This window comes from Lacticaseibacillus salsurivasis, from assembly GCF_036246225.1.
Classification (GTDB): Bacteria; Bacillota; Bacilli; order Lactobacillales; family Lactobacillaceae; genus Lacticaseibacillus; species Lacticaseibacillus salsurivasis.
The window spans coordinates 138,331-161,093 of the sequence record NZ_BTTP01000002.1; the positions used below are offsets into that span (position 1 = coordinate 138,331).

The following is a 22,763-nucleotide window of genomic DNA, read 5'->3' on the forward strand; positions in this document are numbered from 1 at the left end:
AAACGCTTTTTTGCAAACGTTTTTTTGAACACGTGACAATCTTCACTAAGTTAACCCTAAAACAGCTGGACTGTCTGGTAAATTTGATGATTTTATGATTAAAAAAGCTGGCCTTTTCTGGCAAGTTGGCGTAGATTGGGGGAGAAACATCAGTTATCACGTTAACCCTAATTTTCCAAATAGGAGTCGTTAAAATGCAGCCAAAATATCAATTGATTAAGCAAGAAATCGTTAAAGCCATCGAGGATGGCACCTTCAAACCCGGCATGCGAATCTACTCAGAAGGGGAGCTGCGGACAAAGTATGGCGTCAGCAACACCACTGCCGTACGGGCCCTCAATGAACTCGTCAGCGAAGGCTATCTGGTTCGGCGCCAAGGGGATGGCACCTTCGTCCGGCGCAACTTGAATCACCAAAAGGCCTGGTTCAGTGAATTCTCACCCTATAAGCTTGACGCCACGGGCCAACGCGTCCGGATGAATGAACATAGTGTCACCACGGTGGATGAAAATGTCAGCAACGCCACCATCTCCACCTTGCTGGGGGACCCCACTGAAAGCCAGCAACTGATTTGCGTCCACCAAGTCGCTTATGCCAACGATGTGGCCTGGAAGTTCCAAGATCGCTACTTATTAGGTACCTACTTGGACCATGCCGCGATTGAACGGCTCAAAACCGGTAGCAGTCTCTCTCGGGAAATGCGCCTCGATCGCAACTTGGCTGACTACCCCACGCAGACCTTGGTGAATGTGCAGGCGCGCACTGAACTGCCAGGCCTGCAACAGGAGATTGCCGCGCTCGGCCAGGAAGCTAACTATGCCGACGCTCCAGCGGTGTTTCATCTGACCAAGACCTTCTACGGCCCGGCTCACCAGACGCTGGTCTATCTCATTTCCGATAATCACCCAGGCTACTACCATATTGAAGTGTTGACCGACTAGCCGCTTGAATAATGGCCTTATTTCGCTTATGATATGAATGATTTCCAAATGATAAACGATGACGGGGGCAAAATAATGCCAACAAATACCAACAAACCGTACGGTACGGTGCTAGTGAAAGCAAAAGAGATTCTCGATTTTTTAGGGCGCACAGAAACCGCGCCGACGCTGGCGGAAATTAGCGCCGGCGTGACCATGGCCAAGCCCACTGCGCTTAAGGTCTTAACCACCATGAATGAGTTAGGCCTGGTGCGCCGCGATGATCAAACTAAACGCTACTATATGGGCACGCAGCTGATTGCCTATGCGCAAAAAGCCTTAGCCAGTTTCGACATCGCCGGCACCGTGCGGCCTTATTTGGAGCGGCTCCGGGATGAAACGCAGGAAACCATCAACTTAGGCGTGGTGCGCGATGATCAGATTGTCTTGATTGATAAGCTGGAAAGCCCCAACTCCATCAAGCTGCAGTCGATTATCGGTGGCACCATGAATCTCTATTCATCGGCGATGGGCAAGGCGGTGCTGGCCGGCTACAGTAGTGCCCAGCTGCACCAGTACCTGAGTGGCCGCGAGCTGAAGGCCTTAACGCCAGCGACCTTGACCAAGCAAACCGCTTTGCAAGCGGATCTCAAGCGCATTCGCCAAACCGGGATCAGTATCGACAACGAAGAAAATGAGCCTGAAGTGTACTGCTTAGGCGTCACGTTGCAAAAGAGTCATCACCTATACGGCGCGATTTCGGTGTCGACCCCAAAATACCGCTTATCCGATGAGCGGCGCGCGCAATTCGTACGGCTGCTGCTCAACACCCAGCACGCCATCGAATCCGTGCTGTAAAGAAAGATTTTAACCCCCAGCAACCCGCGTCGAATCAACGTTTCGGTGCGGGTTATGGTTTGAAAATGGTGGGAACCGCTTGCATTTTTTAAGCCGACAGCTTATATTAGCTCTGTTGATTAGATAAGAAACATCATTTCTATATAGGAAATGATAAGACGCAAAGCTAAGGAGCAAAGCATATGGCAGAAATTCACCAAAGCGAAGAAGAAATCAAGCAGCACGAAGCAGAACTCGATAAGTTCAACATGAACAAGTTCGACCTAACTGGCAAAGTGGCCGTCATCACCGGTGGTAACACTGGGTTGGGCCAAGGCTATGCCATCGCCATGGCCGAAGCCGGCGCCGACATTTTCATTCCTACGTTCGGTAAGGCGGAATGGGACAACACCCGGCGCTTGATTGAAAAGCGCGGGCGCAAAGTTGAATTCGCGGATGTTGATTTGACCAAGGCTGGTGTCGCTGAACAAGTGATTGCCGAAGCCGTTGAAAAAATGGGCCACATCGACATTCTCGTCAACAACGCCGGCATGATCCGCCGCAATCCGTTGCTGGAATCTAAGGATGAAGATTGGGACCGCGTCATCGCCATCAACCTGTCCGCGGTTTACCATGTTTCGTTGGCGGCGGCGAAGGTCTTTGCTAAGCAAAAGTATGGCAAAATCATCAACATCGGTTCCATGCTGTCTTTCCAAGGCGGTAAGTTCATTCCTTCTTACACCGCTTCTAAGCACGGCGTGGCCGGGTTGACCAAGGCCTTTGCTTCGGAATTAGGCGCGTACAACATCACCGTGAACGCCATCGCCCCAGGTTACATCAAGACTGAAAACACCGCGCCAATTCGCGCAGATAAGAGCCGCAACCAGGAAATTCTGGATCGGATTCCAGCCGGTCACTGGGCAGAACCTTATGAATTGATGGGTATTGCCGTGTTCTTGGCCAGTGATGCTTCCAGCTACATCAACGGGGCGATCATTCCAGTTGATGGCGGCTACCTGGTTCGTTAATCAGCACATTTTTTCACTCATTTGAGGAGGAGATAACACCATGGCATTTTCAATGCACACTAACTATGCCCACAGCCCTAAGGATATCGAGCATTACTCCACCGCTGAGCTGCGGGACCAATTTCTCGTTGAGCACCTGTTTACCCCAGGTGACATCAATTTGACCTACACCTATAACGATCGCATGATTTTCGGCGGTGTGACGCCAACCACGGAACCGTTGGAAATCGTGCTGGACAAGCAGCTCGGCGTTGACTTCTTCCTGCAGCGCCGCGAACTGGGCGTGATCAACATTGGCGGCGAAGGCACCATTACCATCGACGGCGACACCCAGGACATGGTGCCACATGACGGTTATTACATCGGCATGGGCCACAAGCATGTCGTGTTTGCCTCGAAAGATCCTAAGCAGCCGGCGAAGTTCTACACGGTGTCCACACCAGCGCACAAGACCTACCCAGACAAGAAGCTCCCATTTGCCAACGCTTTGCAAAAGCCAATCGGCGATCAGGAACACATGAACAAGCGGGTCATCTACAAGTACATTGATGCCAGTCAAATGGACACCTGCCAGTTGCAGATGGGCTACACCGTTTTGGCCCCAGGTTCTTCTTGGAACACCATGCCAGCCCACACCCATGCACGTCGGATGGAAACGTACCTGTACATTGAATTCCCAAGTGCCGACACGCGGGTCTTCCACTTCATGGGAGAACCAAGTCAAAGCAAGCATATTGTGATGACCAACGAATCCGCCGTTGTTAACCCAAGCTGGTCGATTCACTGCGGCGTCGGCACCACCAACTACGCCTTTATCTGGGCGATGTGTGGTGAAAACCAAACTTATGATGACATGGACCAAGTCGCCATGTCTGACCTGAAGTAAACCGCCATGGCAGAATTAACCTTCGGCCTGTACCATGCCGGCCAAATCGTTCAGGCTGCTCCTGCTGGAGTCAGTGCCTATGTGGCCTACCACCACGGCTATCAAAGCGGTGATTATTATCAAGTGACGGTTGACGCTACCCCCGCCTACCTTGTCGCTCAATTCGATCCTGCGCTGGCCCCAGCTCTGGTTTACCTCACAGAGTCAACTTGGCGCTTTGACATTCCGGTCAATGATCTGCGCGAATGGCCGTACCCTGAATCCGCCTTTGCCGGGCGCAACCATTACGCCAGTGTCCGCTATGCCACTGCCGATGAAATTGCGGCCCGCCGCAACCTCGCTTTGAACAGTCATGATCTGCGTCAGGCGCAAAGCGTTTATCCGCACGCTAGCGCCAACGCCGAAACGCGTGGCGAGTATGTTTTCTACGCGCGCAACGCCATCGACGGCTACGTGGCCAATGAAAGTCACGGCAACTGGCCGTTTCAGTCTTGGGGCATTGATCAGCGGGAAGACGCTGAGTTGACCATCGACTTCGGCCGCCCGGTGACCATCGATACCGCGGTGATTACCCTGCGCTCGGATTATCCGCATGATACCTATTGGACCGATGGCGTGCTGAGCTTCTCTGACGGCAGCGAAGAGGCCATCACGATGGCCAAAACCGCGGCGGCACAGCGTTACACGTTCACACCGCGCACGGTGACCTGGATCAAACTGAACCACCTGAAACGTGCGCTTGGCACGGAATATTTCCCAGCCTTAACCGAACTGGCAGTTTATGGCCAGGAGGCGAAATAGAAGCGAGTGCTGCCACCATGCAAGCTTGCTTCTGGAAACGCAAGACCCCTGCTCGAATGAGCAGGGGTCTTTTTGTCGTCTGGTCAGCGACTGATTGGCATTTAGCTAGGGTTGCTGAATCAGAATGGCTCGTCATCGCCAGAATGCCAGCGGTAGCGAGCCACATTAACTTTTAGATCAGCGTTAATTAATCTGCCTTAATTCGATTAAGGCTATCTGCGATTCTTCCGTGGGCCTCAGCCAGCCGGGCTTCAGCCGCCTTTTCATCAATTTGGGCCAAAATCATCAAAATAGCAACTTTGGGCCGCCGATGAGAGGCAAGGTAGTAATGATGGGCTTCTGGTTTTGAAACCCCAGTGGCTTCGGCGATGATGCGTTGGGCGCGATCAACGAGCTTACTGTTGGTTGGCTGCAAGTCGACCATGAGATTACTGTAAGTTTTGCCGATTTTAATCATGGCAGTGGTTGAGATCATGTTAAGTAGCAACTTTTGAGCCGTACCAGCTTTCATGCGTGTTGACCCAGTCAAAATTTCAGGACCGACAATCGCCTCAATCGGATACTTAGCATATTGACTGATTAGTGCATCGGAATTACAACTAATCGCACCGGTTACACAACCGGTGGCCTGGGCAAATTTTAGTCCGGAGATGACGTAAGGGGTACGACCACTGGCGGCAAGGCCAATCACGACGTCTTTGTTGGTGAGCCCATGCGCCTTCAAATCTTCCGCACCTAGTGTGGTTGAATCCTCTGCTCCTTCGACTGCATGCGTGATGGCGGTGCTGCCGCCGGCGATGAGGCCCTGCACGAGTGACGGCGAAACGCCAAAGGTCGGCACACACTCTGAAGCGTCCAGGATACCTAGGCGGCCACTAGTGCCAGCTCCGATATAGAAAAGCCGACCGCCAGCTTGAAAGGCGGCGACCACACTGTCAACCAAACCGGTTAGTGGTTGAATGATTTGTGGGGAGGCTAATGCTGGGGCCACTTTTTGATCTTCTTCGTTGATTAATTTGAGGACATTTTCGGTACTTAGTTGGTCAATTTTGCTGGTATTGGGATTGCGCATTTCCGTGTAGTTCATGCTTTGATACCTCCTGTCAACTTTTCTAGCGGAAGCCATTCAAAGATTTTTGGTAATTGCGCATCCCAAAAATTCCAATCATGCTTGCCGGGTTCGATGTGTGCATTTAAATCGATTTGATATTGCTCACGTATCATTTGATCAAAGTGCTGACAATCATCAAGCAATTCATCATCGGAGCCAATGCTCTGAAACCAGTTAACTGCCTTCAAATCAGGAGCTGCTGACGCGAACTCTGTGCTGAGTGCCGGAATTTTTTCCGGGTCTGGCCCAATGGTATTTCGGTAGTCAGGCATTATTCGCCTGACTACCGCAAGATCAGTGACCGGAGATAGCGTGGCGACATGGCTAAAATGGCTTGGATAATGGGCAATCCAACGGTAGGCGCCATACCCACCCATTGAGTTACCCACTAAAAATCGCTTTCTTGCAGTCGTTGCCAGAGGCAAGAGTGTTTCCAGATAGGCTGGTAGCTCCTCGGTTAAATAATCGAAATAACGCTGACCATCAGGCGCATTGCGATAAAAAGACCGGTGCATATCTGGCAGAATGATTGCTACTTGGTACTGGGAGGCGAAGAGCTCGAGGCGAGTTTTTCGCAACCAGACACTACCATTATCACCAAGACCGTGAAGCCACCAGATTGTAGGGAGGCTTTTTGATGATGGGTGGTCAGGGAGCAGAAGTCGAATCGTTTCTTGATTTTGTAGAACATTTGACGAAAATTGAAGTTCCAGTTTTGCCATGTTTTGCCTCTTTGAAATAAAAAATCTTAAATTACGTGAATTATTTGAAATGTTGTTTCTTACGTTTATAATGTAACCGTAGTCAATTCGTTAGTCAAGACAAAAGGAAGTGTCAAAATGCGGTTTGTGATTGGAATCGACAGCGGTGGAACCCATATTGTTGCTCAGGTCATCAGCTTAGATGGTGAGGTGCTGAGTACTTATCAGGCCGGGCAAGGTAATCTGCTAGTAAATTTTGAGGAAACCAAGAATAATCTGGTCAAATTAGTAGAGGAAATTGGGGATGATTACGCGCTGACATCATGTGAGGGCATTGTGATCGGTATTGCTGGTGCAGAGACTGCCGGTGGGGCACCAGCACTGCTAAAACGCCTTAGCAAAAGCTACGCTGGTCCCATCGAATTGATGAGTGATGCAACACTGGGCTTGTGGAATACCCTCGAAGGTGCCAATGGCATCTTGGCTATCGCTGGTACTGGCTCTGCAGTGTTTGCCAAACAGGAGCATCAGATTCTCCGCGTTGGTGGTTGGGGATACTTGATTGGTGATGAGGGTAGTGCTTACGATATTGCTCGCCGGACGTTGCAAGCCATTACCCACTTCCAGGATACACAGGCGGCGCCGGCTTTTGTTCAGCTATTTCTTGATCAGACGCCAGCGCAATCAGTTAATGAATTGGTATCACGGGTTTACAGCATGTCGCGCAAAGAGATTGCAGAATTTGCCATGATCACGGCTGCGCTGGCAGAGCAAGATGACACTGCAAAAAGCATCATTGAGCAGGCCGCCACTGCATTAGCAAATCAAGTAGGATTAATGATTACCCGAGTTAACCCTGATGGATCTCTCAAAGTGGCAGAGTCGGGGACCGTTTTGTTACACAACAAAACCTATCGCCAGGCCTTTGAAAAAGCAATCAAAAACCAGCAATCTAACGTGCAATTCCTGACGACGACGCGGAATAATGCTTGTGGTGCATTCTACTGGTTTAAAGCAAAGGAAGGAAATTAGTCATTATGACAATGAGACAACTGGGTCTGTCAATCTATCCCAACCACAGCAATGAGGCGGAAGATAAAGCCTATTTGCTGTTAGGCGAAAAGTACGGTTTCACACGCATCTTTATGAGCATGCTTGAGGCGAATGACGTCAAAGCCACCGAGGAAAAATTTCGCCGGATTATCGAATTTGGGAATCAACACGGCTTCAAAACCACCCTGGACGTTTCACCACGGATTTTTGATCAACTAGGTATTTCTTACACTGATCTTGCGTTTTTTAAGCGGATTGGCGTTGCTGCAGTGCGATTGGACCAAGGATTTAATGGCATTACCGAAGCTGATCTTTCCTACAATCCTGAGCAGTTAATTATTGAATTGAACATGAGCAATGATACCGGATATCTGGACAATATCTTGAGCTATCAGGCTAATGTGCCGTTTTTATATGGCTGTCACAACTTTTATCCTCAGGTGGGGACGGGGCTGGAAGATGAATTTTTTGAACGCTGCACGAAGCGTTTCAAGACCCGGGGCATTCACACGGCGGCATTTGTGTCGAGCCAGGTAGGAACCCAAGGCCCGTGGAACGTTAATGATGGTTTACCAACAAGAGAAAGCGACCGCTACTTGCCCATCACCACTCAAGCCAAGTCGATGTTTATGAGCGGCTTAATCGATGATGTCATCATCGGCAATGCGTATGCCAGCGAGACTGAATTGAAGGCGTTGGCTGCATTAGATCGTTACAAGTTAAGTTTCAACGTGCAGACCGTGGCCGGTATCAATCCGGTTGAGCGCAAAATCTTGTTACAAGAAAACCATTATCGGCGTGGCGATAGTAATGCACTGGTGGCCCGCTCCACCGAATCGCGGGTGAAATATCGGCCAGATGCTAACCGCCCCCATGACAATACGCACGATTTTGTGCGTGGTGATATCTTGATTGGCAATGATGACTTTGGCGTATACAAAAATGAACTTCAAGTGGTGCTCAAACCGCACCATGATTTGAGAAAAAATAAAGTAGGCAGCATTGATGACGCAGAGCTACCACTGCTGAAGTACCTGTATCCTTGGACCAAATTCACTTTTACGGCAGCTGATTAGCTTACATTTAGAAATGAAATTTCATTTTTTTAACAAAATGATTGAAACATAAAATCAAGATGCTATACTGTAGTTGCAAATAAAGCGTTTGCAGAAAGGGATGTCAACATGCAAAAGTTTTTAAATTGGATTGAAGCTAAAATGATGCCACCGATGGTTAAACTTTCCCAGAACCGATACTTGGTCTCGATTCGTGATGGGATTATCGCCACCATGCCGTTGGTGATGTTAGGTAGCTTCTTTGTTCTTATTGCTCAGTTTCCAATTGGGGCTTGGACTAAGTTCGTAGCCCCGTATGTGGCAACAATCATGTTACCTTACCGGATCACCGTTGGTTTGATGGCGGTTTACGCCGCTTTTGGGATCGGGTATCAACTGGCCAAGCATTACGAATTGGATGCATTATCAAGCGGGTTGATCTCGATGGGCGCCTTCCTGATGACCACCATTCCAGTGTTAGCCAATGATGCTGCTAATGCCAAGGTTTCATTGGGCATGGTCATGCCGATGACTTATCTCGGTGGATCAGGTATGTTTACTGCGATTATTGTCGCGATTTTCTCAACAGAAATCATTCATTTTTGTGCAAAGCATAACATCACCATTAAGATGCCAGATCAAGTGCCGGAATCAGTTTCGAAGTCATTTGCCGCAATCATTCCATCAGCGGTTGTGATTATTGTTGTTTGGGTGATTTCGGGTGTGCTTCACTTCAACATTAACAGTGCGCTGATGACACTCTTCAAGCCAATTGTTGATGTCGGCATGAACTCATACTTTGGCCTTGTATTACCACCACTTCTGATTACCCTACTGTGGGCAACCGGTATTCATGGCGATTCGATTATCGGTAATCTGGTGCGGCCATTCTGGCTGATTCTTTGGCAGCAAAATGCTGATGCTGTCGCTGCCGGGCATGCTGCTGCTAACATCGCGACTGAAGGTTTCTACACCTTCGTTTGGATCGGCGGTTCAGGTGGTACGTTAGCACTTTGCTTGATTGCCATGTTGTTTGCTAAGTCAGCTTACTTAAAGCAAATCGGTAAATTGGCCTTTATCCCTGGGGTCTTCAATATTAACGAACCTATTATTTTCGGTGCGCCTGTTGTTTTGAACCCATTGCTGGCCATTCCATTTATTGTTGGACCATTCATCACTTCCACGATTACTTACTTTGCGATGTACTTTGATCTCGTGAATAAGACTTCAATGCTTGCGCCATTCACGGTACCATTCCCGATTATGGGTTACATGATTACCCAGGCCGATGTACGGGCCGTTGTACTCATGCTCCTCAACTTTGCCATTTACCTGGCTATCTACTATCCATTCACAATGATGTATGATAAACAGTTGTTGAAGCAAGAACGTGAAGAAAAAGCGGAAGAAGACGCTGAAGCAGCTGGTACGACCGCGACAGCATAGTTTTTAGGAGGTTTAGATCGATGCGTAAAAAATTAACGATTCACGGCAATCTTTCTGAGGGAGGCGTAAAGTATGTGGCCCAACGCTATGCGATGCCATTAGGCTTAACTGGTGTCTCCTCAAGAGGGCCTGAGGGTACTATCGTGGTCGAAATTCAAGGCGATCAGAAGAAAATTGAGCAATTCAAGGCCAAAATGGCCAAGGGCAATCAGTTCTTTTCTGTGGAGCGCATCGATGAAGAAGATATGCCTGAAGTGGCGGAAAAAATGTTCAGGATCGGCTGATGACGATGGAGCTAGGCAACGAAGCCGTTGACGAATACGCGGCGTTACTTGCGGGCAAACGCGTTGGGTTAGTGACAAACTTCAGCGGGTTAACGGCGACGTTTAAGCCAACCTACCAGGTATTGAACGAAGTTAGCGCTGGTGTCACTAAGCTATTTACACCGGAACATGGTCTTCACGGAATTGCCGGTGCAGGCGAAAGTGTGGAGAGCTACTTCGATAATGCACTTAACCTTGAAGTTGTCAGCCTTTACGGTAGCCATCGCGCACCTGCAGGGGATGATCTCACTGACATCGATGTGTTGGCCTTTGATATCCAAGATATCGGTGTCCGTTACTACACGTATATCTACACCTTGCTAGAGTCGATGCAAGCCGCAGCGCAGGCGAACATGCCAGTGTTGGTTTTTGACCGGCCTTTACCATTAGGGCGGCAGCGGCCGGTGGGACAAGCGATGACTCATGATTATTTCTCATTCGTGGGCCTGCTGCCCTTACCGAATCGCTATGAGCTAACCATTGGCGAGTTGGCGGCATGGATTAAAGATCAGTTCACACCGCGGTTGCAATTAACCGTCGCAAGAATGCGGGGCTGGGATGCTAGTCGAAACTTGTTAGATAATGGTCTGCCGTGGGTTGCCCCTTCGCCTAATCTGGCCACTTTGGATGCGTTGCGGTTATATCCAGGACTGTGTTTACTGGAAGGCACGAATGTTTCTGAGGGTCGCGGCACGGTGAAACCGTTCGAACAATTTGGCGCTCCTTGGATCGATGCGAATCAACTGGCGAATTGCTTGACTGAAACTGCAGCGCAGGACGACCATCTTCGGTTTCAACCAGTCTGGTTTGAACCGCTAGCCTCCAAGCACGCACATGCGATTTGCCAAGGTGTGCAAGTGCACATCATGGATAATGCATTTAATCCGCTTACATTAGGGTATAATGTGTTGAAAGCCATGATGACACTTTGGCCAGATCGGTTCACCATGGATCTGGTTTCGCCTGCAATTGGTACGAAGCATCGGTTTATCGAATATTTAGCAGGCTACCAGCTGCGAACAATTGCGGATGTTAACGCTGGCATTGAGTTAAGTGGGGAAACTGACCACAGATTCTGGCAGGAAAGCCGCGCTTATTACCGTTACTGAGAGGATGATACTGATGGGTTATGCGGTTATGATGTTTTTAGTACTGGCGGTGCTCTTCACCGCTGCGCTAGCGCTGGTGAGTTGGGTTTATCAAAGTGGCCACCGGATCTACGGGACGCTCGTTGGGTTTGCCAGCTTTATCTTGCTCATTGTGGGGCAGGCCATCACGAATAATCGAATTGCCCTGATTGCCTTTCAAGTCGTTTTCCTGTTTGGCTGCATCGTCTTCTTCATGGCAGCGACTAGAAACTATAAACTCTTTATGGCGGGAGAAGGCAAAGGCTGGTTGGCCAATCGCGTGCGAAAGATGCAGGCCTTGAGCAAAAATCATCCGCATTAAAAAAACAAATCGGGGAAAAGTTTTGATAACAGGTTTATCAGAACTTTTTTCTTCTCTAAGGGGGAATCAAGATGAATTTTCAGAATCGAGTTCGTATCAGCCAAGATGATCTGACTGCCGCAGAGTCAAAGGTTGCGCAATATGTGTTAGAACACCCGGAAGAAACGGTTAACTATAGCGTCGATCAACTTGCAAAGCTGGCAGGCGCGAGTTCTGCGACAGTGGTCAGAATGGTGAAGAAACTTGATATTGATTCCTTCACTGCAATGAAAATTATGCTCTCGATGGACCTCGTTGAGGGTAAAGAAGATGACGAGAAGCAGCTTGATATCAAAGCCAATGAATCCTTTGGCTCGATTCGCGACAAGTTGGCTGAAAATGAGACCAAAAATATTGAGCAGACCAAGAGCTTACTGAAGCCAGATGACTGCAACAAAGCAGTGAACCGCCTCAAACAAACTAATACGCTTTATGTCTTTGGGGTCGGCGCGTCTTCTTTGGCGGCAGAAAATATTCGGCAAAAATGGGCCAGAATCGGCTTGCGCGTCGTGGTCGGCCGTGATGTCAATGTGTTTTTGACGGAGTTAAGCAACGCCACCAAAGACGATACGCTGTGGCTCGTTTCAAATTCAGGTGAGACGCCGGAAATCTTATACGTAGCGAATTATGCTAAAGAGAGCGGATTGTTTTTGATTACCTTGACGATGTTCGGCCAGAACCACTTGGCTAAATTAGGTGATGTTTCACTGAAAACCATTAAACCGATGGAGCCAGATGTTCGTGTGGGGGCGACGAACTCCATTACAGGCCAGTTTTTCGTCATTGACGTCATTTTATATCTCTACTTCAGTCGGGACTTTGATCGCAGTTTTGCTGCCATTACCGCTTCTAAGCGCTTAGCTAAAAACTATAAGTCACAGTTTAAGAATTAAGGAGGGAGCGAAAACATGCAAGTTCGCGGCTTTCAAACCCAATCTGATGTTGATCAATCGATTGAACTTCGAAAATATGTTTTTCATTCACAATACACGGCGCAGAAGGCCAAGGACTACCGGTGCCTGCTCAACATGGGCCAAGGAATCGGGGCGTTTGACGATGATGAACTAAAAGGCCAATTGATTAATCTGCCTCTTACTGTGAATTTTTATGGCCAGTCGTTAAAAGCCGTGGGTATTAACCATGTTGGCGTCTACCCCGAAGCACGCGGACGTGGAATTGCCACCCAATTGGTCCGCCAAAGCTTAATGGAGGCACATCGGCTTGGGCAAGTCGTGGCGATGTTGCAGCCATTTGCGCCTTCATTTTACCGGCAATTTGGGTACGAGCTGTATACTCAGCGCCTTCATTACGAAATACCTGTGGAACGCTATCCGAATTTTCCCATCGATCGCGTTTATACTGTAGCGAGGAAGCAACCGGCAGAATTGACAGGTGATCAGATTGATAGGATCCAAGCGCTGTACACGCAAGAGGTTCATCAAACTCACGGTATGCCATTTCGGGATGCCCCATGGTGGCAGCGGCAAGCGGCCCAGTATCCAGACTTGAATTATGCCCTGCTGTACCTTCACTCATCGGTGGTTGCTTATTTGAGCTATCGCAAGGTGGATACGACGATTGAAGTGGTTGATTTGATTGCCGCTGAAAATCATTGGCGGCAACAGTTGCTAGGCTTTCTTGCTGCCCATCAATCTAACGTGTTTAAAATCGTTGGAATGTCAACGACCGCCAAGGCGCTTAGCTTTGACTTCGATGATCCGCGAATTGAACAGCATATTTACCAGGACACGATGGCGAGAATTGTTGATATACCAGTCTTCTTTCAATTCTGGTTAAGTGCTTTTCCAATCCAACAGAGCATTCAGTTTAGTGTGAAAGACGAGCCCGCGCCTTGGAATTCTGGCACCTATACTTTGAGTGCTCAGGGGGTCGATTACACCACAGAAGTAACGCAGGAACTCGTCTCGCCGCAAACGTTGGCCGCGATTTTTCTAAGCTTTCTGACCACTGCTCAACTGGATAAGTTGTTTGACGCAACTCAGAATCGTTGCGTACATGACCTGATTGCATTGACAGGTGGGAAGCAAATTGCACACTTTATCTCTGAATTTTAGTGTCGTTTCAGCGGCTTCAGAAACGATTAGGGGAGGAAACAATGGTAATCACAACTTTTTCGTCCCAGTATCTTGATGCCACGATTCGGGTCTGGAATCAAACCTTGGCGGCTGATCCAATCGATCTTGCCGGCTTCACGAACCGAATCTTACTGGATTCAAAGTTCGATGCACAGCATTTTCTTTTAATGCTTGACGGCCGCCAGGTGGTCGGTTTTCTCTGGGCAACAGCCGACCAGGCAGCACGGCAAGGGTGGCTGATCGCGATGGGCGTTTTGCCGCAAGTACAGCATCAAAGGCGGGGAGCGAGTCTGGTGACTCGTATTCAGCAGCTTTTTGTTGGTGAAGGTGTTCAGCAGATTACCCTCGCGGCGTACCCTGTAAGTTATCTCTTTCCAGGCGTGGATACAGTCGCCTACCCGAACGCGTTGCCATTCTTTCAGAAGTTAGGTTTTGTGAAGAACGGTGATGCCGTGTCGATGCAGCGCACCTTAGTGAATTATCACCGGCCAGTCAATTTCGACCAAGTATTAAACCAAGTCGAAGCCTTGGGGATTAAAATTAGGCCATTCCAACTGAGTGATACCTATTCGTTGTTAATGTTGCTGAGCAAAGACTTTTCCCCAGATTGGCAAGTCAATGTGCGTCAGGCGATAAAAAGTGGCCTGGCGTCAAGGACCATCATCGTTGCGGTTAATCAACACGATGAAATTATTGGTTACTGTCAGCGGGCGATTGATGGTAGCGCTGGTCGGTTTGGACCCTTTGGCGTCAGAAGCGATATGCGCCGGCAGCACCTAGGTTATGTCCTTTTTCATACCATGTTGGCCACAATGGTAAAGCAACATATCTATCACGTATACTTTTTGTGGACCGATGGAGACGCCCAAAGATTCTACACAAAAAATGGAATGCTCGTTTATCGAAGTTATTCGTTACTAAAACAGACGTTAACTGAGAACCCATGAATGCAAATAATCAGTCAGGAGCGCAAGAACCGGCCCCGTTAACTCGTTGTTAACGGGGCCAGTTCTTTGCACTGAGCTTATTCGCTTGTCGCGTAGTAATACGAAATAACTTCCGCAAAACTGTACAAAATCGTCCGATTATCAATTTGATGCGGCGTGTTGTCGACTTCGGTGATATGCGTAGAAGGCAAGATAATGGTTTCCGGTGCTAATTTCAGTAATGGTGTTTCTTGATTCATGGTGATGAGAAAAACCGGGGTGTGTAGGCGCTTAGCCTTAGTGAGCAGTGCTTGATAAGAATGAACGGAAGCGGTGATGGAGAAAATAATCAGCAGGTCATCTTTGGTTAACGCGTGCGTGAGGTAGTCGACCCGAATTTGGTCGGTGACTGGTTCAATGAATCGGTCCTCTGAATACATGGAATAGACTAGCTGCTCTGCTGAAAGCCCCGAGTTCCCAATCCCAATGGCTTTGACGCTGGCGTGGTCATGAATGGCCGCAACGAGGCGCTTTAACGGTTGTTCCAGATCCATCTGCGCGAGAATTTGGAAAGTTCTGGTGTAGCCGGCCATGATACGCTGAAGTCGCGTCGACTGTGCAGCTTCAGGCGCTGGCGCCGCCAGGAGCTTGGCAACATCGAGTTTGAATTCAGGATACCCTTTGTAGCCCACCTTTTTAACAAACCGTTGAATGGAGGCGACTGAGACATTGTATTGCTTGGCGGCATCTTGAATCGAGCTTTCTGCAGACGCGGCAGGGTTGGCCAGGATGGCCTGGTAGACGCGGCGTTCAGTTTTGGTTAGGGTCGTGTAATAAATCCCAATGCGTTCCTCCAGGTCCATATCAAACCATCCTTCGTTTTTGATACTTACATAGTAGCACGAAAACGCCTGTTGCAACGTGCAAGCAGACGTTTCCTTAGTTTTCGAATTGCGCTTATTCGGCTGCGGGTTCCCCTTGCTCATCTTTGATTGAGAGCTGCCGATCATAAGCAATCATGAATGGTGCCACAATCACGAAATCAATCGCGAAGATCAGGAACCAGACAATTAGTGAATGCCAATCAAGCGTTGAAATCAACGCATAGAGTGGTGCGGGCAAAGTCCACGGCACACTCATCGCGGTTTTACCCATAAATCCAAGTGTGGTGGCGAAGTAGGCAATTGGCATATCAATCAGTAAGCAGATGAAGCTAGGGATGAAGGTGAAGAGGTTCATCACGGTTGGAATCCCGAAGACTTGCGGTTCGTTGATATTGAACAGCGTTGCTGGCCAAGCCAGCCGTGACAGGGACTTCAGCTGTGGAGACTTGGCGAAGACTAACATGCTGACCAAAATGGCGATGTACACTGCGGCTTCACCGAAGATGAAGGTGAAGTTCCCAACGAAGATGTTGGTCAGTGGCTTGTGCTGGGCGTATTCCTGCAGGTTTTCAACCAAGCCGGCGGTCCAGATTGGCGTCGTAACCGCCGAAATCATGTTGTCACCATGAATCCCGAAGAACCAGAAGATCAGGGCAACTTCGACCAGAATCATCATGGAAATCAGTGATGCCCCTGCGTGCATCAATGGCTGGAAAATCGCGAAGATAAAGGTGCCGATGTTGGTGTTGAAGTGACCCAGCAGGCCGTTGATGCCGCCGAAAATCAGCAGGTTGGCAATCAGTGGTAGCAGCACTTCGAATGGTGCGGCCACGGCTTGAGGGACTTGACTCGGCATCCGAATGGCAATCTTGTGATCGATGAGGAACCGGTTAATTTCAATGACGAGTAGCGCAATGATAATGGCGGCGAACATGGAATTAGAACCTAATAATGTCGTGTCGATTTGAAGCACTTTATTGACGGTCTTGGGTGCGGCAACGACGGCAAAGAACGTCATCAACGCCACCAGGGAATTAGGAAAAGCCGCCATTTTATAGGACTTGGCGAGTTGATATGAAACCCCTAAGACCACATAAACTGAGATAATCCCGATTGAGAGATTAAAGGGAACGGTCAAAATATCATAATTGCCTTGCGCCCAGTGCATCCAGGCCAAAAGAAAATTATTGAAGAAGTTGGTGGGCTTGACCAAGTCGGTGTTGACTGGCGGGTTCGCAATCATCAACGCGATACCACCAATGATGGTAAATGGCACCAAGTTGGTTAAACCATCACGCAACGCCGCAAGATGGCGCTGGTTGGAAATTCGATTGGCCACAGGCACAATCTTCGCTTCCATGAATTCTTGGAAATGATTGAAGAAGCGATTCATTTTTTTCATCATAATGCCTCCTAACGAAAAATGAAAACCATTACAACGTCAGTATAGCATCGATGATATAAATATCAAGAAAAAGTTTATAAGTGATATTTTTCGTCAAAAGTGCTAAGCTGGGTTTAGGTTAAGGAGGCACGGCAATGCTTATTGGAACAGACAACCAGTTGATTGACCCGCAAATCGGGTGTGAGATGGAAGGCTACGAAAGCCGCCGCTCCACAGGACGACATGATCATTTGACCACATCGGTGTTTTATCTGGCGAATGGGGAGACGCAACTACTTTTCATTGCCCTTGATATTGTGGCTGTGCCGGGCTATCGCGCTGATCGCATTAAACGGCAAGTCACCGCGCAATGGCAGGTACCGGCGGAGCAGGTCGTGATTGCCGCCATTCACACGCATTCAGGACCCACGGTAACGGATCTGCTACTCGACTATCCGGACATCGATGAAACTTATTGGCGGCAGATTGATACGCAGACGTTGAAGGCCGTGGCCAATGCCATCCAGAACGCTCATCCAGGGCGCTTGGTATTGCGGGCCGCGACGGTTCCTGATGGCATCTATGCTAACCGGGATCAGGCGACGATGCCTTACAATCGCCAACTGGCACAACTGGTTGCGTTAGATGATGAAGATAAGTTGCTTGGCGCTTTGCTCCTGCTAGGGACGCATCCGACTATTATGAACGTCAAAAATACCCAGTTATCCGCCGATTTGGTCGGTGGGGTGCGGCGGGCCTATCAGCAACGCTTTGGCATTCGACCAGTGGTGATGTTAACGGATTGTGGGAACACCAGCACGCGCTACACGCGCCGCGAAAGCACCTTTGCTGAGGTAACGCAAAAAAGTGAGCAACTCGTCGCCGGTTTAATTACTGCAACGGATAAACCGGTTACGCTCGACCACTTGAAATGCAAGCAGGTGACGTTGACTAGCGACTATAATCCGGTGACTAATCCGGATGCCCAGGCTTTGTGGACGAAAATAACCAATGAAACGCAAGCGGCGACGGGAGCCAGACGGGATGAGCTAAAAGGCTTCTTGAGTACCTATCAGCATATTCGTGACTTCGGCCATACCCATTTTGAGACGCATAGTACGATTTTAGATTGTGGGGCATTTCGCATTGTGACTTATCCAGGCGAACTGGTGCACACGCTTGGCGCACGCATTCGGCATGCGGATGCAAAACCAACGCTACTGGTGACCTTAGCCAATGACTATCGGGGTTATTCGGTGAATCAAGAGGATTTTGGCCTGTATTTTGAGACTTACAATAGCGTGCTGCTCCGCGGTGCGTCAGATGAATTCGTGGCGCGGATTGTTGCGACGGAAAAATAATGTAAAGCAAACGGCCCTTCCATCATGAAATGGAAGGGTCAATTTTTAGCTGGCTAGCCAGATTACTGGCTATAAATTCGCACCATTTGATTTGATCACATTTTGATACCAGTAGAAACTGTCTTTAGGGTAGCGGTTGTAAGTGCCAACGCCATAGTCGTTAGCATCAACGTAGACAAATCCGTAACGCTTTGACATATCCGATCCAGACATACTGACCAAATCAATGGCACTCCAAGCCGTGTAGCCTATTACCTGAACGCCTTCCTCAATCGCTGCTGCCACAGCTTTCAAATGGGCGCTTAGATATTCAATTCGGTAATTGTCGTGTATTTCATGCGTCGGTGTTAACACGTCGTTTGCGCCTAGCCCGTTTTCAACGATGAAAATAGGCACTTCAAACTGATCATAAAGATCTTTTAATCCCCACAACAAGCCCTGCGGATCAATTTCCCAACCCCATTCGGATTTCTTTAAGTGAGGATTACGTATAGCAGCCCTCAGGTTACCGCCGATATTCTCAGCCTTGTTGCTTGCACTTACGGTATAGCTCATGTAGTAACTGATTCCGATAAAATCGGCCGTGTGTGCGCGTAGATAAGCGGCGTCATCAGGCTGCGTGAGTATCTTGACTTGGTGTTTTTGAAAGTAACGCCTCATGTAAGCTGGGTATCTGCCTCTAACTTGAACCGCTGCAAAAAAATTATTGAGCTCATTCTGGACTTGTGCTTCGAGTATGTCGGCAGGGTCATTAGTTTCTGGATAGACGACCATTTTGGCGATCATGCAACCGACTTGTGCAGTGGGGTCAATCTTCTGTACCAAGGCTTTAACATGGGCCGCGGCAAGAAATTGATGATGAGCCGCCTGATAGCCAACTTTGAGGATATCTGCGGTTTCGGCAAAAGCCCCACCGCCAGTATAAGGGGTCATTGGCACGCCGTTTATTTCATTGAACGTCAGCCAATATTTTACTTTGCCCTTAAAACGGGAGATTACGGTTTTGGCGTAGCGTGTGAAATATAAAATCAAGCGACGATCCTGCCAGCCGTTATATTTGAGTGCCAGATTCAATGGCATCTCATAGTGCGATAGGGTTACGACAGGTTCAATTCCGTACTCTAGGCATTCGTCAATCACTTGCTCGTAGAATTGCAGCCCTTTTTCGTTTGCATGTTCCTCGTCGCCTTGGGGAAAAATCCGTGACCAAGCAATGGAAAATCTGAAAGCTTTGAACCCCATCCCTGCCATCAACTTAATGTCTTCTTTGTAGTGATGATAGAAATCAGTCCCTCGCCGTTTAGGAAAATTCGACTTGATATCGTCAGCATTCATCATGGCATCAGCGCGCGTGACTTCGAAGGGATGTGGGTAGTTACGACGGACGTCTGGCTCAAATCTGGGAACGACGTCGGCGGTTGAGAGGCCTTTACCATCCAGGTCAAAGGCACCTTCTGATTGGTTGGCAGAAGAAGCGCCACCCCAGAGAAAATTCTTTGGAAATGTACTCAAAATTCTATTCTCCTTCAGTGGCAGCCGAGTTCTCAACGTTGACGCTTGCGCTGTCTTCTTGTTCTTTTTGAAGTGCCCGGACATCTAGAACATGCAAGAATGGATAGTATATAGCTGTACTCAGTGCGATTTCAATCGCCTGCCATACTGCCCCGCGCCAGCCGGACACAAGAAAGCCTGAGATGATGGCAGGAGTTGTCCAAGGAATGTTAACTCCACTTGCTGGTGGAACGATACCTGTAGCCATGACAAAGTAGGTTAATACGGTCATCAGGAGAGGTGTGATGATGAACGGGATGATCAGAATAGGGTTCAAGATAATTGGAAAACCAAAGATAATGGGCTCACTGATGTTAAACAGCGCAGGCACGAACGCGACACGACTGATAGCTTTGTATTGCCGTGACTTCATAAAGAAGAACCCAGCAATGGCCAAGCCGATGGTTGTCCCTGAACCGCCGATGGAGATGAATAGGGCCCCAAACTGGTATTGGATGATGTTTGGTAGAGCAGCGCCAATCGAGAAGGCATGAGCATTTTGTGCCATGAGGGTCATCCGGATGGGATCCATGACGGACCCCACGACATTGCCCCCATGAATACCAATTGACCAAAGTACACTTTCGAACAACTGCGCAACTAACTGAGCAGGTAACGTGCTGCCCAAAGCAAGTAACGGAATTTGAAGAATCTTGTAAATAAAGCTCTGTGCTGAGCCATAGTCAGTAAATTGAAAGCCGAGCCGAACGACGTAGGCCAACAAAATAACAATTAGGCCAGGGATTAAGGATGAAAAGGATTCAGCGACATTAAGTGGTACTGAATCAGGCATCTTGATGGTCCAACCTTTAGCGGCAACCAATCGATATACCTCAATTGCACCAATCACCGTTACCATGGCAAGAAAGAGTCCAGCGGAGCCCAAGCTGGATTTTGGAATTCCTAGAAGGCCGGCTTTTGTTGTTAAATCGGGTGTAACCACTAAGTAAGTCGCCAAAGAGATTGTGATGGACGCAATGGCGTTAATCTTGTAATAATCACCCAAAGACTTCGCCATCCCAATGATAACGAACAGGGTCATAATATCAAAAGTACTCTCGAAGGGAATGCTGAAATATTGAGCCCAGTTTTTCCCCAAAACAGAAACCATGAAGTTTGTATATGGTGCCCAAGGAATATTTTCAAAAAGTAGAAAAACTGATCCAATAATCAGTAGTGGCATCGAGGCTAAAAAGCCAGACTTGATTGCAGTTAGATAGCGATTTGTGTCGAGCTTTCGAGCAAAAGGTATTAGCTTCTCTTGAAGCTTATTAGTTAAACTATCCAAAATATTCACCTCAATTAATTAGTCAAAGATTGACTGCCAAGCCATCGATATAGATTTGAAATTGGCGCGTTGTGCTATTGATTTCCAGCTTGGCGTTGTGTTCTGAAGAAGCAGATTCACGAATAAGGACAAATCCATCCTGTGTATTATGAGAAACAAACCTACCATCAAGATCGAAAGCACGGTTCGAGTTACGGATGCGGAGCAAGTGTAGCAGCTTTGCGACAACGGGTAGTTTGACTGCGTTCGCAATTTCGCTTTCGTCATAATAATGGCGGTTGATATTGCGTCCCTCTTTTGTTTTTTCCAGTAAATCCAAGTCATTCTTTCCGGCTAGCAACCCCACATAGTAGATCTGTGGGATGCCAGGGGCAAATATCTGGATGGCACGAGCCAATAAATACCAATCCTCTCGCTCCCCAACGGCCGAGAAATAGGTGGTGTTAATTTGGTACACATCTAGGTTTTGGTATTCAGGTCCAGAGTACACCCGTTTTTCGTTGCTGCCATTTTCATAAAGTTGATGTGTCGTAAAATCGAGTTGCTCGGGGGAAAGAAGTCCTTGGACATCTACCACGCCCAGACCATCATGGGTATCGAGGGTGGTAAATTGTTTCATTGGGCTCGCTTGTAGCCACCTCAGGAGGGGCTGGCTGTCTTTAGAATACAGAAAATATAGGATTAGCATCGGTAGGGCGAAATCGTAAGTGAAGTATCCGTGCTGACTAACTTTACGGTTTAAAGAATAGTGCTCATGGATTTCAGGTAGTACCTCAAGTTGATGCTCCTTGGCCTTTCCGGTAATCTGCTCAAGCAGTTGCCAAATCTCTGGTTCTACAAAGAAATCGGTTGAGTTCAATCTTTTTACTGCATATGCAAAAGCGTCCAAGCGAACGACATTGATGTGATGTTGAGCAAAAGTGGCCATTGCTGTTGTGAAGAGTGACTGTGCCTTGATGTTCTTAACGTCAAGGTCAATTTGTTCTTCACCGAAGGTATTCCAGACTTTTGAAATTGTGCCATCTGCGAAGCTAATTTCTTGGTATGGCGCTTTGTCCTTGCGCTTGTATATCAGATCAATATCAGCTTGGGTCGGCCGACCTGCTGGCCAGAAATGATCCCAATTCAGAAACATGCCAGCATAGTCTGATTGATTGTGGCGCTTAATGTAATCCTGAAATTCTGTGGATTGCTTGGAGAGGTGATTAATCATGATATCGGCCATCAGATAATAATTTGTGGCTAGGTCATCAATATCTTGCCAGTCGCCGAGCTTGGAATCCACGGTGGTGTAATTCAAGGGAGAGAAGCCTCGGTCTCCAGAAGAAGGGAAAAAGGGCAAAATATGGATTCCACCGATGGCCCCAGAAAAATAGGTGTTTAGAATTTGATTGAGTTGATGCAGATTTTTACCCATGCTATCGCCATAGGTAATTAACATCACTTTGTTTGGTACGGTCATAGAGCCACTCCTCATCATAGTGTTACTGCTTGCAAGCGTCTTAATCATAGAAAGAGCTTACAAAAATGGCAATCGGTTACATGTTGTTACATATTTTTTGTGATAGTCCCTTGATTTTTCAGGCTAAAATGGGATGATTGTAGCGAATTTGATACATCTATG

The 22,763-nt window shown here is 48.1% G+C and carries 22 protein-coding genes; 15 read left to right on the forward strand and 7 right to left on the reverse strand.

The genetic code is table 11. The annotated features are described in order from the left end of the window. Positions 1-194: 194 nt before the first annotated feature. From AAA927_RS02940 to AAA927_RS02960, 5 genes are all read left to right on the forward strand, one after another. Positions 195-941 (forward strand): GntR family transcriptional regulator, encoded by a 747-nt coding sequence (locus AAA927_RS02940; RefSeq protein ID WP_338215560.1) that lies wholly within the window; start codon positions 195-197, stop codon positions 939-941. 75 nt (positions 942-1,016) lie between these two features. After that, positions 1,017-1,778, forward strand: a complete 762-nt coding sequence (locus AAA927_RS02945) for an IclR family transcriptional regulator (protein WP_338215562.1) — start codon at positions 1,017-1,019, stop codon at positions 1,776-1,778. A 182-nt stretch (positions 1,779-1,960) separates the two neighbouring features. Further along, on the forward strand, positions 1,961-2,785 hold the full coding sequence (kduD, locus tag AAA927_RS02950) for a 2-dehydro-3-deoxy-D-gluconate 5-dehydrogenase KduD (RefSeq protein WP_125579267.1): 825 nt from the start codon (positions 1,961-1,963) through the stop codon (positions 2,783-2,785). A gap of 40 nt (positions 2,786-2,825) precedes the next feature. Continuing rightward, positions 2,826-3,671: a 5-dehydro-4-deoxy-D-glucuronate isomerase gene (kduI, locus tag AAA927_RS02955; protein WP_204118543.1), complete on the forward strand. Its 846-nt coding sequence runs from the start codon at positions 2,826-2,828 to the stop codon at positions 3,669-3,671. Between the two features lie 6 nt (positions 3,672-3,677). Beyond that, entirely contained in the window at positions 3,678-4,472 is a 795-nt protein-coding gene (locus AAA927_RS02960) for a hypothetical protein (protein WP_338215566.1), read from the forward strand. Between the two features lie 187 nt (positions 4,473-4,659). On the opposite strand, the gene murQ is transcribed toward AAA927_RS02960, so the two are convergent. Next, positions 4,660-5,559, reverse strand: a complete 900-nt coding sequence (gene murQ, locus AAA927_RS02965; RefSeq protein ID WP_338215567.1) for an N-acetylmuramic acid 6-phosphate etherase — start codon at positions 5,557-5,559, stop codon at positions 4,660-4,662. Then, the gene (locus AAA927_RS02970; protein ID WP_338215569.1) at positions 5,556-6,305 is read right to left on the reverse strand and encodes an alpha/beta hydrolase; all 750 of its coding nucleotides are present in this window, start codon (positions 6,303-6,305) and stop codon (positions 5,556-5,558) included. The genes murQ and AAA927_RS02970 overlap by 4 nt, the downstream gene beginning before the upstream one ends. 117 nt (positions 6,306-6,422) lie before the next feature. Between AAA927_RS02970 and AAA927_RS02975 the strand changes: the two genes are divergently transcribed. The 9 genes from AAA927_RS02975 to AAA927_RS03015 all read left to right on the forward strand — a co-directional run bounded on the left by AAA927_RS02975 (position 6,423) and on the right by AAA927_RS03015 (position 14,692). Continuing rightward, the gene (locus AAA927_RS02975) at positions 6,423-7,316 is read left to right on the forward strand and encodes a BadF/BadG/BcrA/BcrD ATPase family protein (protein ID WP_338215571.1); all 894 of its coding nucleotides are present in this window, start codon (positions 6,423-6,425) and stop codon (positions 7,314-7,316) included. 5 nt (positions 7,317-7,321) lie between these two features. Beyond that, positions 7,322-8,413: a DUF871 domain-containing protein gene (locus tag AAA927_RS02980; RefSeq protein ID WP_338215573.1), complete on the forward strand. Its 1,092-nt coding sequence runs from the start codon at positions 7,322-7,324 to the stop codon at positions 8,411-8,413. A 108-nt stretch (positions 8,414-8,521) separates the two neighbouring features. Beyond that, complete coding sequence (locus AAA927_RS02985; protein WP_338215576.1) at positions 8,522-9,838, forward strand: PTS sugar transporter subunit IIC; 1,317 nt, start codon at positions 8,522-8,524, stop codon at positions 9,836-9,838. Positions 9,839-9,858: 20 nt separating this feature from the next. Continuing rightward, complete coding sequence (locus tag AAA927_RS02990) at positions 9,859-10,122, forward strand: acylphosphatase (RefSeq protein ID WP_125579259.1); 264 nt, start codon at positions 9,859-9,861, stop codon at positions 10,120-10,122. Beyond that, positions 10,122-11,270 carry an exo-beta-N-acetylmuramidase NamZ family protein gene (locus AAA927_RS02995; protein WP_338215578.1) on the forward strand — a complete coding sequence of 383 codons (1,149 nt, stop codon included), beginning with the start codon at positions 10,122-10,124 and terminating at the stop codon, positions 11,268-11,270. The genes AAA927_RS02990 and AAA927_RS02995 overlap by 1 nt, the downstream gene beginning before the upstream one ends. A gap of 13 nt (positions 11,271-11,283) precedes the next feature. Next, positions 11,284-11,610 (forward strand): hypothetical protein, encoded by a 327-nt coding sequence (locus AAA927_RS03000; protein WP_125579257.1) that lies wholly within the window; start codon positions 11,284-11,286, stop codon positions 11,608-11,610. Between the two features lie 71 nt (positions 11,611-11,681). After that, on the forward strand, positions 11,682-12,542 hold the full coding sequence (locus AAA927_RS03005; RefSeq protein WP_338215581.1) for a MurR/RpiR family transcriptional regulator: 861 nt from the start codon (positions 11,682-11,684) through the stop codon (positions 12,540-12,542). A gap of 15 nt (positions 12,543-12,557) precedes the next feature. Further along, the gene (locus tag AAA927_RS03010) at positions 12,558-13,724 is read left to right on the forward strand and encodes a GNAT family N-acetyltransferase (protein WP_338215583.1); all 1,167 of its coding nucleotides are present in this window, start codon (positions 12,558-12,560) and stop codon (positions 13,722-13,724) included. Between the two features lie 41 nt (positions 13,725-13,765). Continuing rightward, positions 13,766-14,692, forward strand: a complete 927-nt coding sequence (locus AAA927_RS03015) for a GNAT family N-acetyltransferase (RefSeq protein ID WP_338215586.1) — start codon at positions 13,766-13,768, stop codon at positions 14,690-14,692. 77 nt (positions 14,693-14,769) lie between these two features. Here AAA927_RS03015 and AAA927_RS03020 read toward each other — a convergent pair whose 3' ends face one another. Together AAA927_RS03020 and AAA927_RS03025 are read right to left on the reverse strand one after the other, a co-directional pair. Continuing rightward, the gene (locus tag AAA927_RS03020; RefSeq protein WP_338215588.1) at positions 14,770-15,534 is read right to left on the reverse strand and encodes a MurR/RpiR family transcriptional regulator; all 765 of its coding nucleotides are present in this window, start codon (positions 15,532-15,534) and stop codon (positions 14,770-14,772) included. Positions 15,535-15,628: 94 nt separating this feature from the next. After that, complete coding sequence (locus AAA927_RS03025) at positions 15,629-16,957, reverse strand: PTS sugar transporter subunit IIC (protein ID WP_338215590.1); 1,329 nt, start codon at positions 16,955-16,957, stop codon at positions 15,629-15,631. A gap of 137 nt (positions 16,958-17,094) precedes the next feature. Between AAA927_RS03025 and AAA927_RS03030 the strand changes: the two genes are divergently transcribed. Then, the gene (locus AAA927_RS03030; protein WP_338215592.1) at positions 17,095-18,300 is read left to right on the forward strand and encodes a neutral/alkaline non-lysosomal ceramidase N-terminal domain-containing protein; all 1,206 of its coding nucleotides are present in this window, start codon (positions 17,095-17,097) and stop codon (positions 18,298-18,300) included. A gap of 69 nt (positions 18,301-18,369) precedes the next feature. Here the strand turns inward: AAA927_RS03030 and AAA927_RS03035 are convergent, their stop codons facing one another. From AAA927_RS03035 to gtfA, 3 genes are read right to left on the reverse strand one after another with little or no spacing between them, the layout of a single operon-like run. Next, entirely contained in the window at positions 18,370-19,812 is a 1,443-nt protein-coding gene (locus tag AAA927_RS03035) for a glycoside hydrolase family 1 protein (protein ID WP_338215594.1), read from the reverse strand. Between the two features lie 4 nt (positions 19,813-19,816). Further along, the gene (locus AAA927_RS03040; RefSeq protein WP_338215596.1) at positions 19,817-21,139 is read right to left on the reverse strand and encodes a PTS sugar transporter subunit IIC; all 1,323 of its coding nucleotides are present in this window, start codon (positions 21,137-21,139) and stop codon (positions 19,817-19,819) included. Positions 21,140-21,161: 22 nt separating this feature from the next. Continuing rightward, positions 21,162-22,601, reverse strand: a complete 1,440-nt coding sequence (gene gtfA / locus AAA927_RS03045; RefSeq protein ID WP_338215599.1) for a sucrose phosphorylase — start codon at positions 22,599-22,601, stop codon at positions 21,162-21,164. Positions 22,602-22,763 lie beyond the last annotated feature (162 nt).

Excerpts from the sequence above, each read along its gene's own strand:
- AAA927_RS02940 (WP_338215560.1), top strand. The coding sequence starts at position 195 with ATGCAGCCAAAATATCAATTGATTAAGCAAGAAATCGTTAAAGCCATC.
- AAA927_RS02945 (WP_338215562.1), top strand. The coding sequence starts at position 1,017 with ATGCCAACAAATACCAACAAACCGTACGGTACGGTGCTAGTGAAAGCA.
- kduD (WP_125579267.1), top strand. The coding sequence starts at position 1,961 with ATGGCAGAAATTCACCAAAGCGAAGAAGAAATCAAGCAGCACGAAGCA.
- kduI (WP_204118543.1), top strand. The coding sequence starts at position 2,826 with ATGGCATTTTCAATGCACACTAACTATGCCCACAGCCCTAAGGATATC.
- AAA927_RS02960 (WP_338215566.1), top strand. The coding sequence starts at position 3,678 with ATGGCAGAATTAACCTTCGGCCTGTACCATGCCGGCCAAATCGTTCAG.
- murQ (WP_338215567.1), bottom strand. The coding sequence starts at position 5,559 with ATGAACTACACGGAAATGCGCAATCCCAATACCAGCAAAATTGACCAA.
- AAA927_RS02970 (WP_338215569.1), bottom strand. The coding sequence starts at position 6,305 with ATGGCAAAACTGGAACTTCAATTTTCGTCAAATGTTCTACAAAATCAA.
- AAA927_RS02975 (WP_338215571.1), top strand. The coding sequence starts at position 6,423 with ATGCGGTTTGTGATTGGAATCGACAGCGGTGGAACCCATATTGTTGCT.
- AAA927_RS02980 (WP_338215573.1), top strand. The coding sequence starts at position 7,322 with ATGACAATGAGACAACTGGGTCTGTCAATCTATCCCAACCACAGCAAT.
- AAA927_RS02985 (WP_338215576.1), top strand. The coding sequence starts at position 8,522 with ATGCAAAAGTTTTTAAATTGGATTGAAGCTAAAATGATGCCACCGATG.
- AAA927_RS02990 (WP_125579259.1), top strand. The coding sequence starts at position 9,859 with ATGCGTAAAAAATTAACGATTCACGGCAATCTTTCTGAGGGAGGCGTA.
- AAA927_RS02995 (WP_338215578.1), top strand. The coding sequence starts at position 10,122 with ATGACGATGGAGCTAGGCAACGAAGCCGTTGACGAATACGCGGCGTTA.
- AAA927_RS03000 (WP_125579257.1), top strand. The coding sequence starts at position 11,284 with ATGGGTTATGCGGTTATGATGTTTTTAGTACTGGCGGTGCTCTTCACC.
- AAA927_RS03005 (WP_338215581.1), top strand. The coding sequence starts at position 11,682 with ATGAATTTTCAGAATCGAGTTCGTATCAGCCAAGATGATCTGACTGCC.
- AAA927_RS03010 (WP_338215583.1), top strand. The coding sequence starts at position 12,558 with ATGCAAGTTCGCGGCTTTCAAACCCAATCTGATGTTGATCAATCGATT.
- AAA927_RS03015 (WP_338215586.1), top strand. The coding sequence starts at position 13,766 with ATGGTAATCACAACTTTTTCGTCCCAGTATCTTGATGCCACGATTCGG.
- AAA927_RS03020 (WP_338215588.1), bottom strand. The coding sequence starts at position 15,534 with ATGGACCTGGAGGAACGCATTGGGATTTATTACACGACCCTAACCAAA.
- AAA927_RS03025 (WP_338215590.1), bottom strand. The coding sequence starts at position 16,957 with ATGAAAAAAATGAATCGCTTCTTCAATCATTTCCAAGAATTCATGGAA.
- AAA927_RS03030 (WP_338215592.1), top strand. The coding sequence starts at position 17,095 with ATGCTTATTGGAACAGACAACCAGTTGATTGACCCGCAAATCGGGTGT.
- gtfA (WP_338215599.1), bottom strand. The coding sequence starts at position 22,601 with ATGACCGTACCAAACAAAGTGATGTTAATTACCTATGGCGATAGCATG.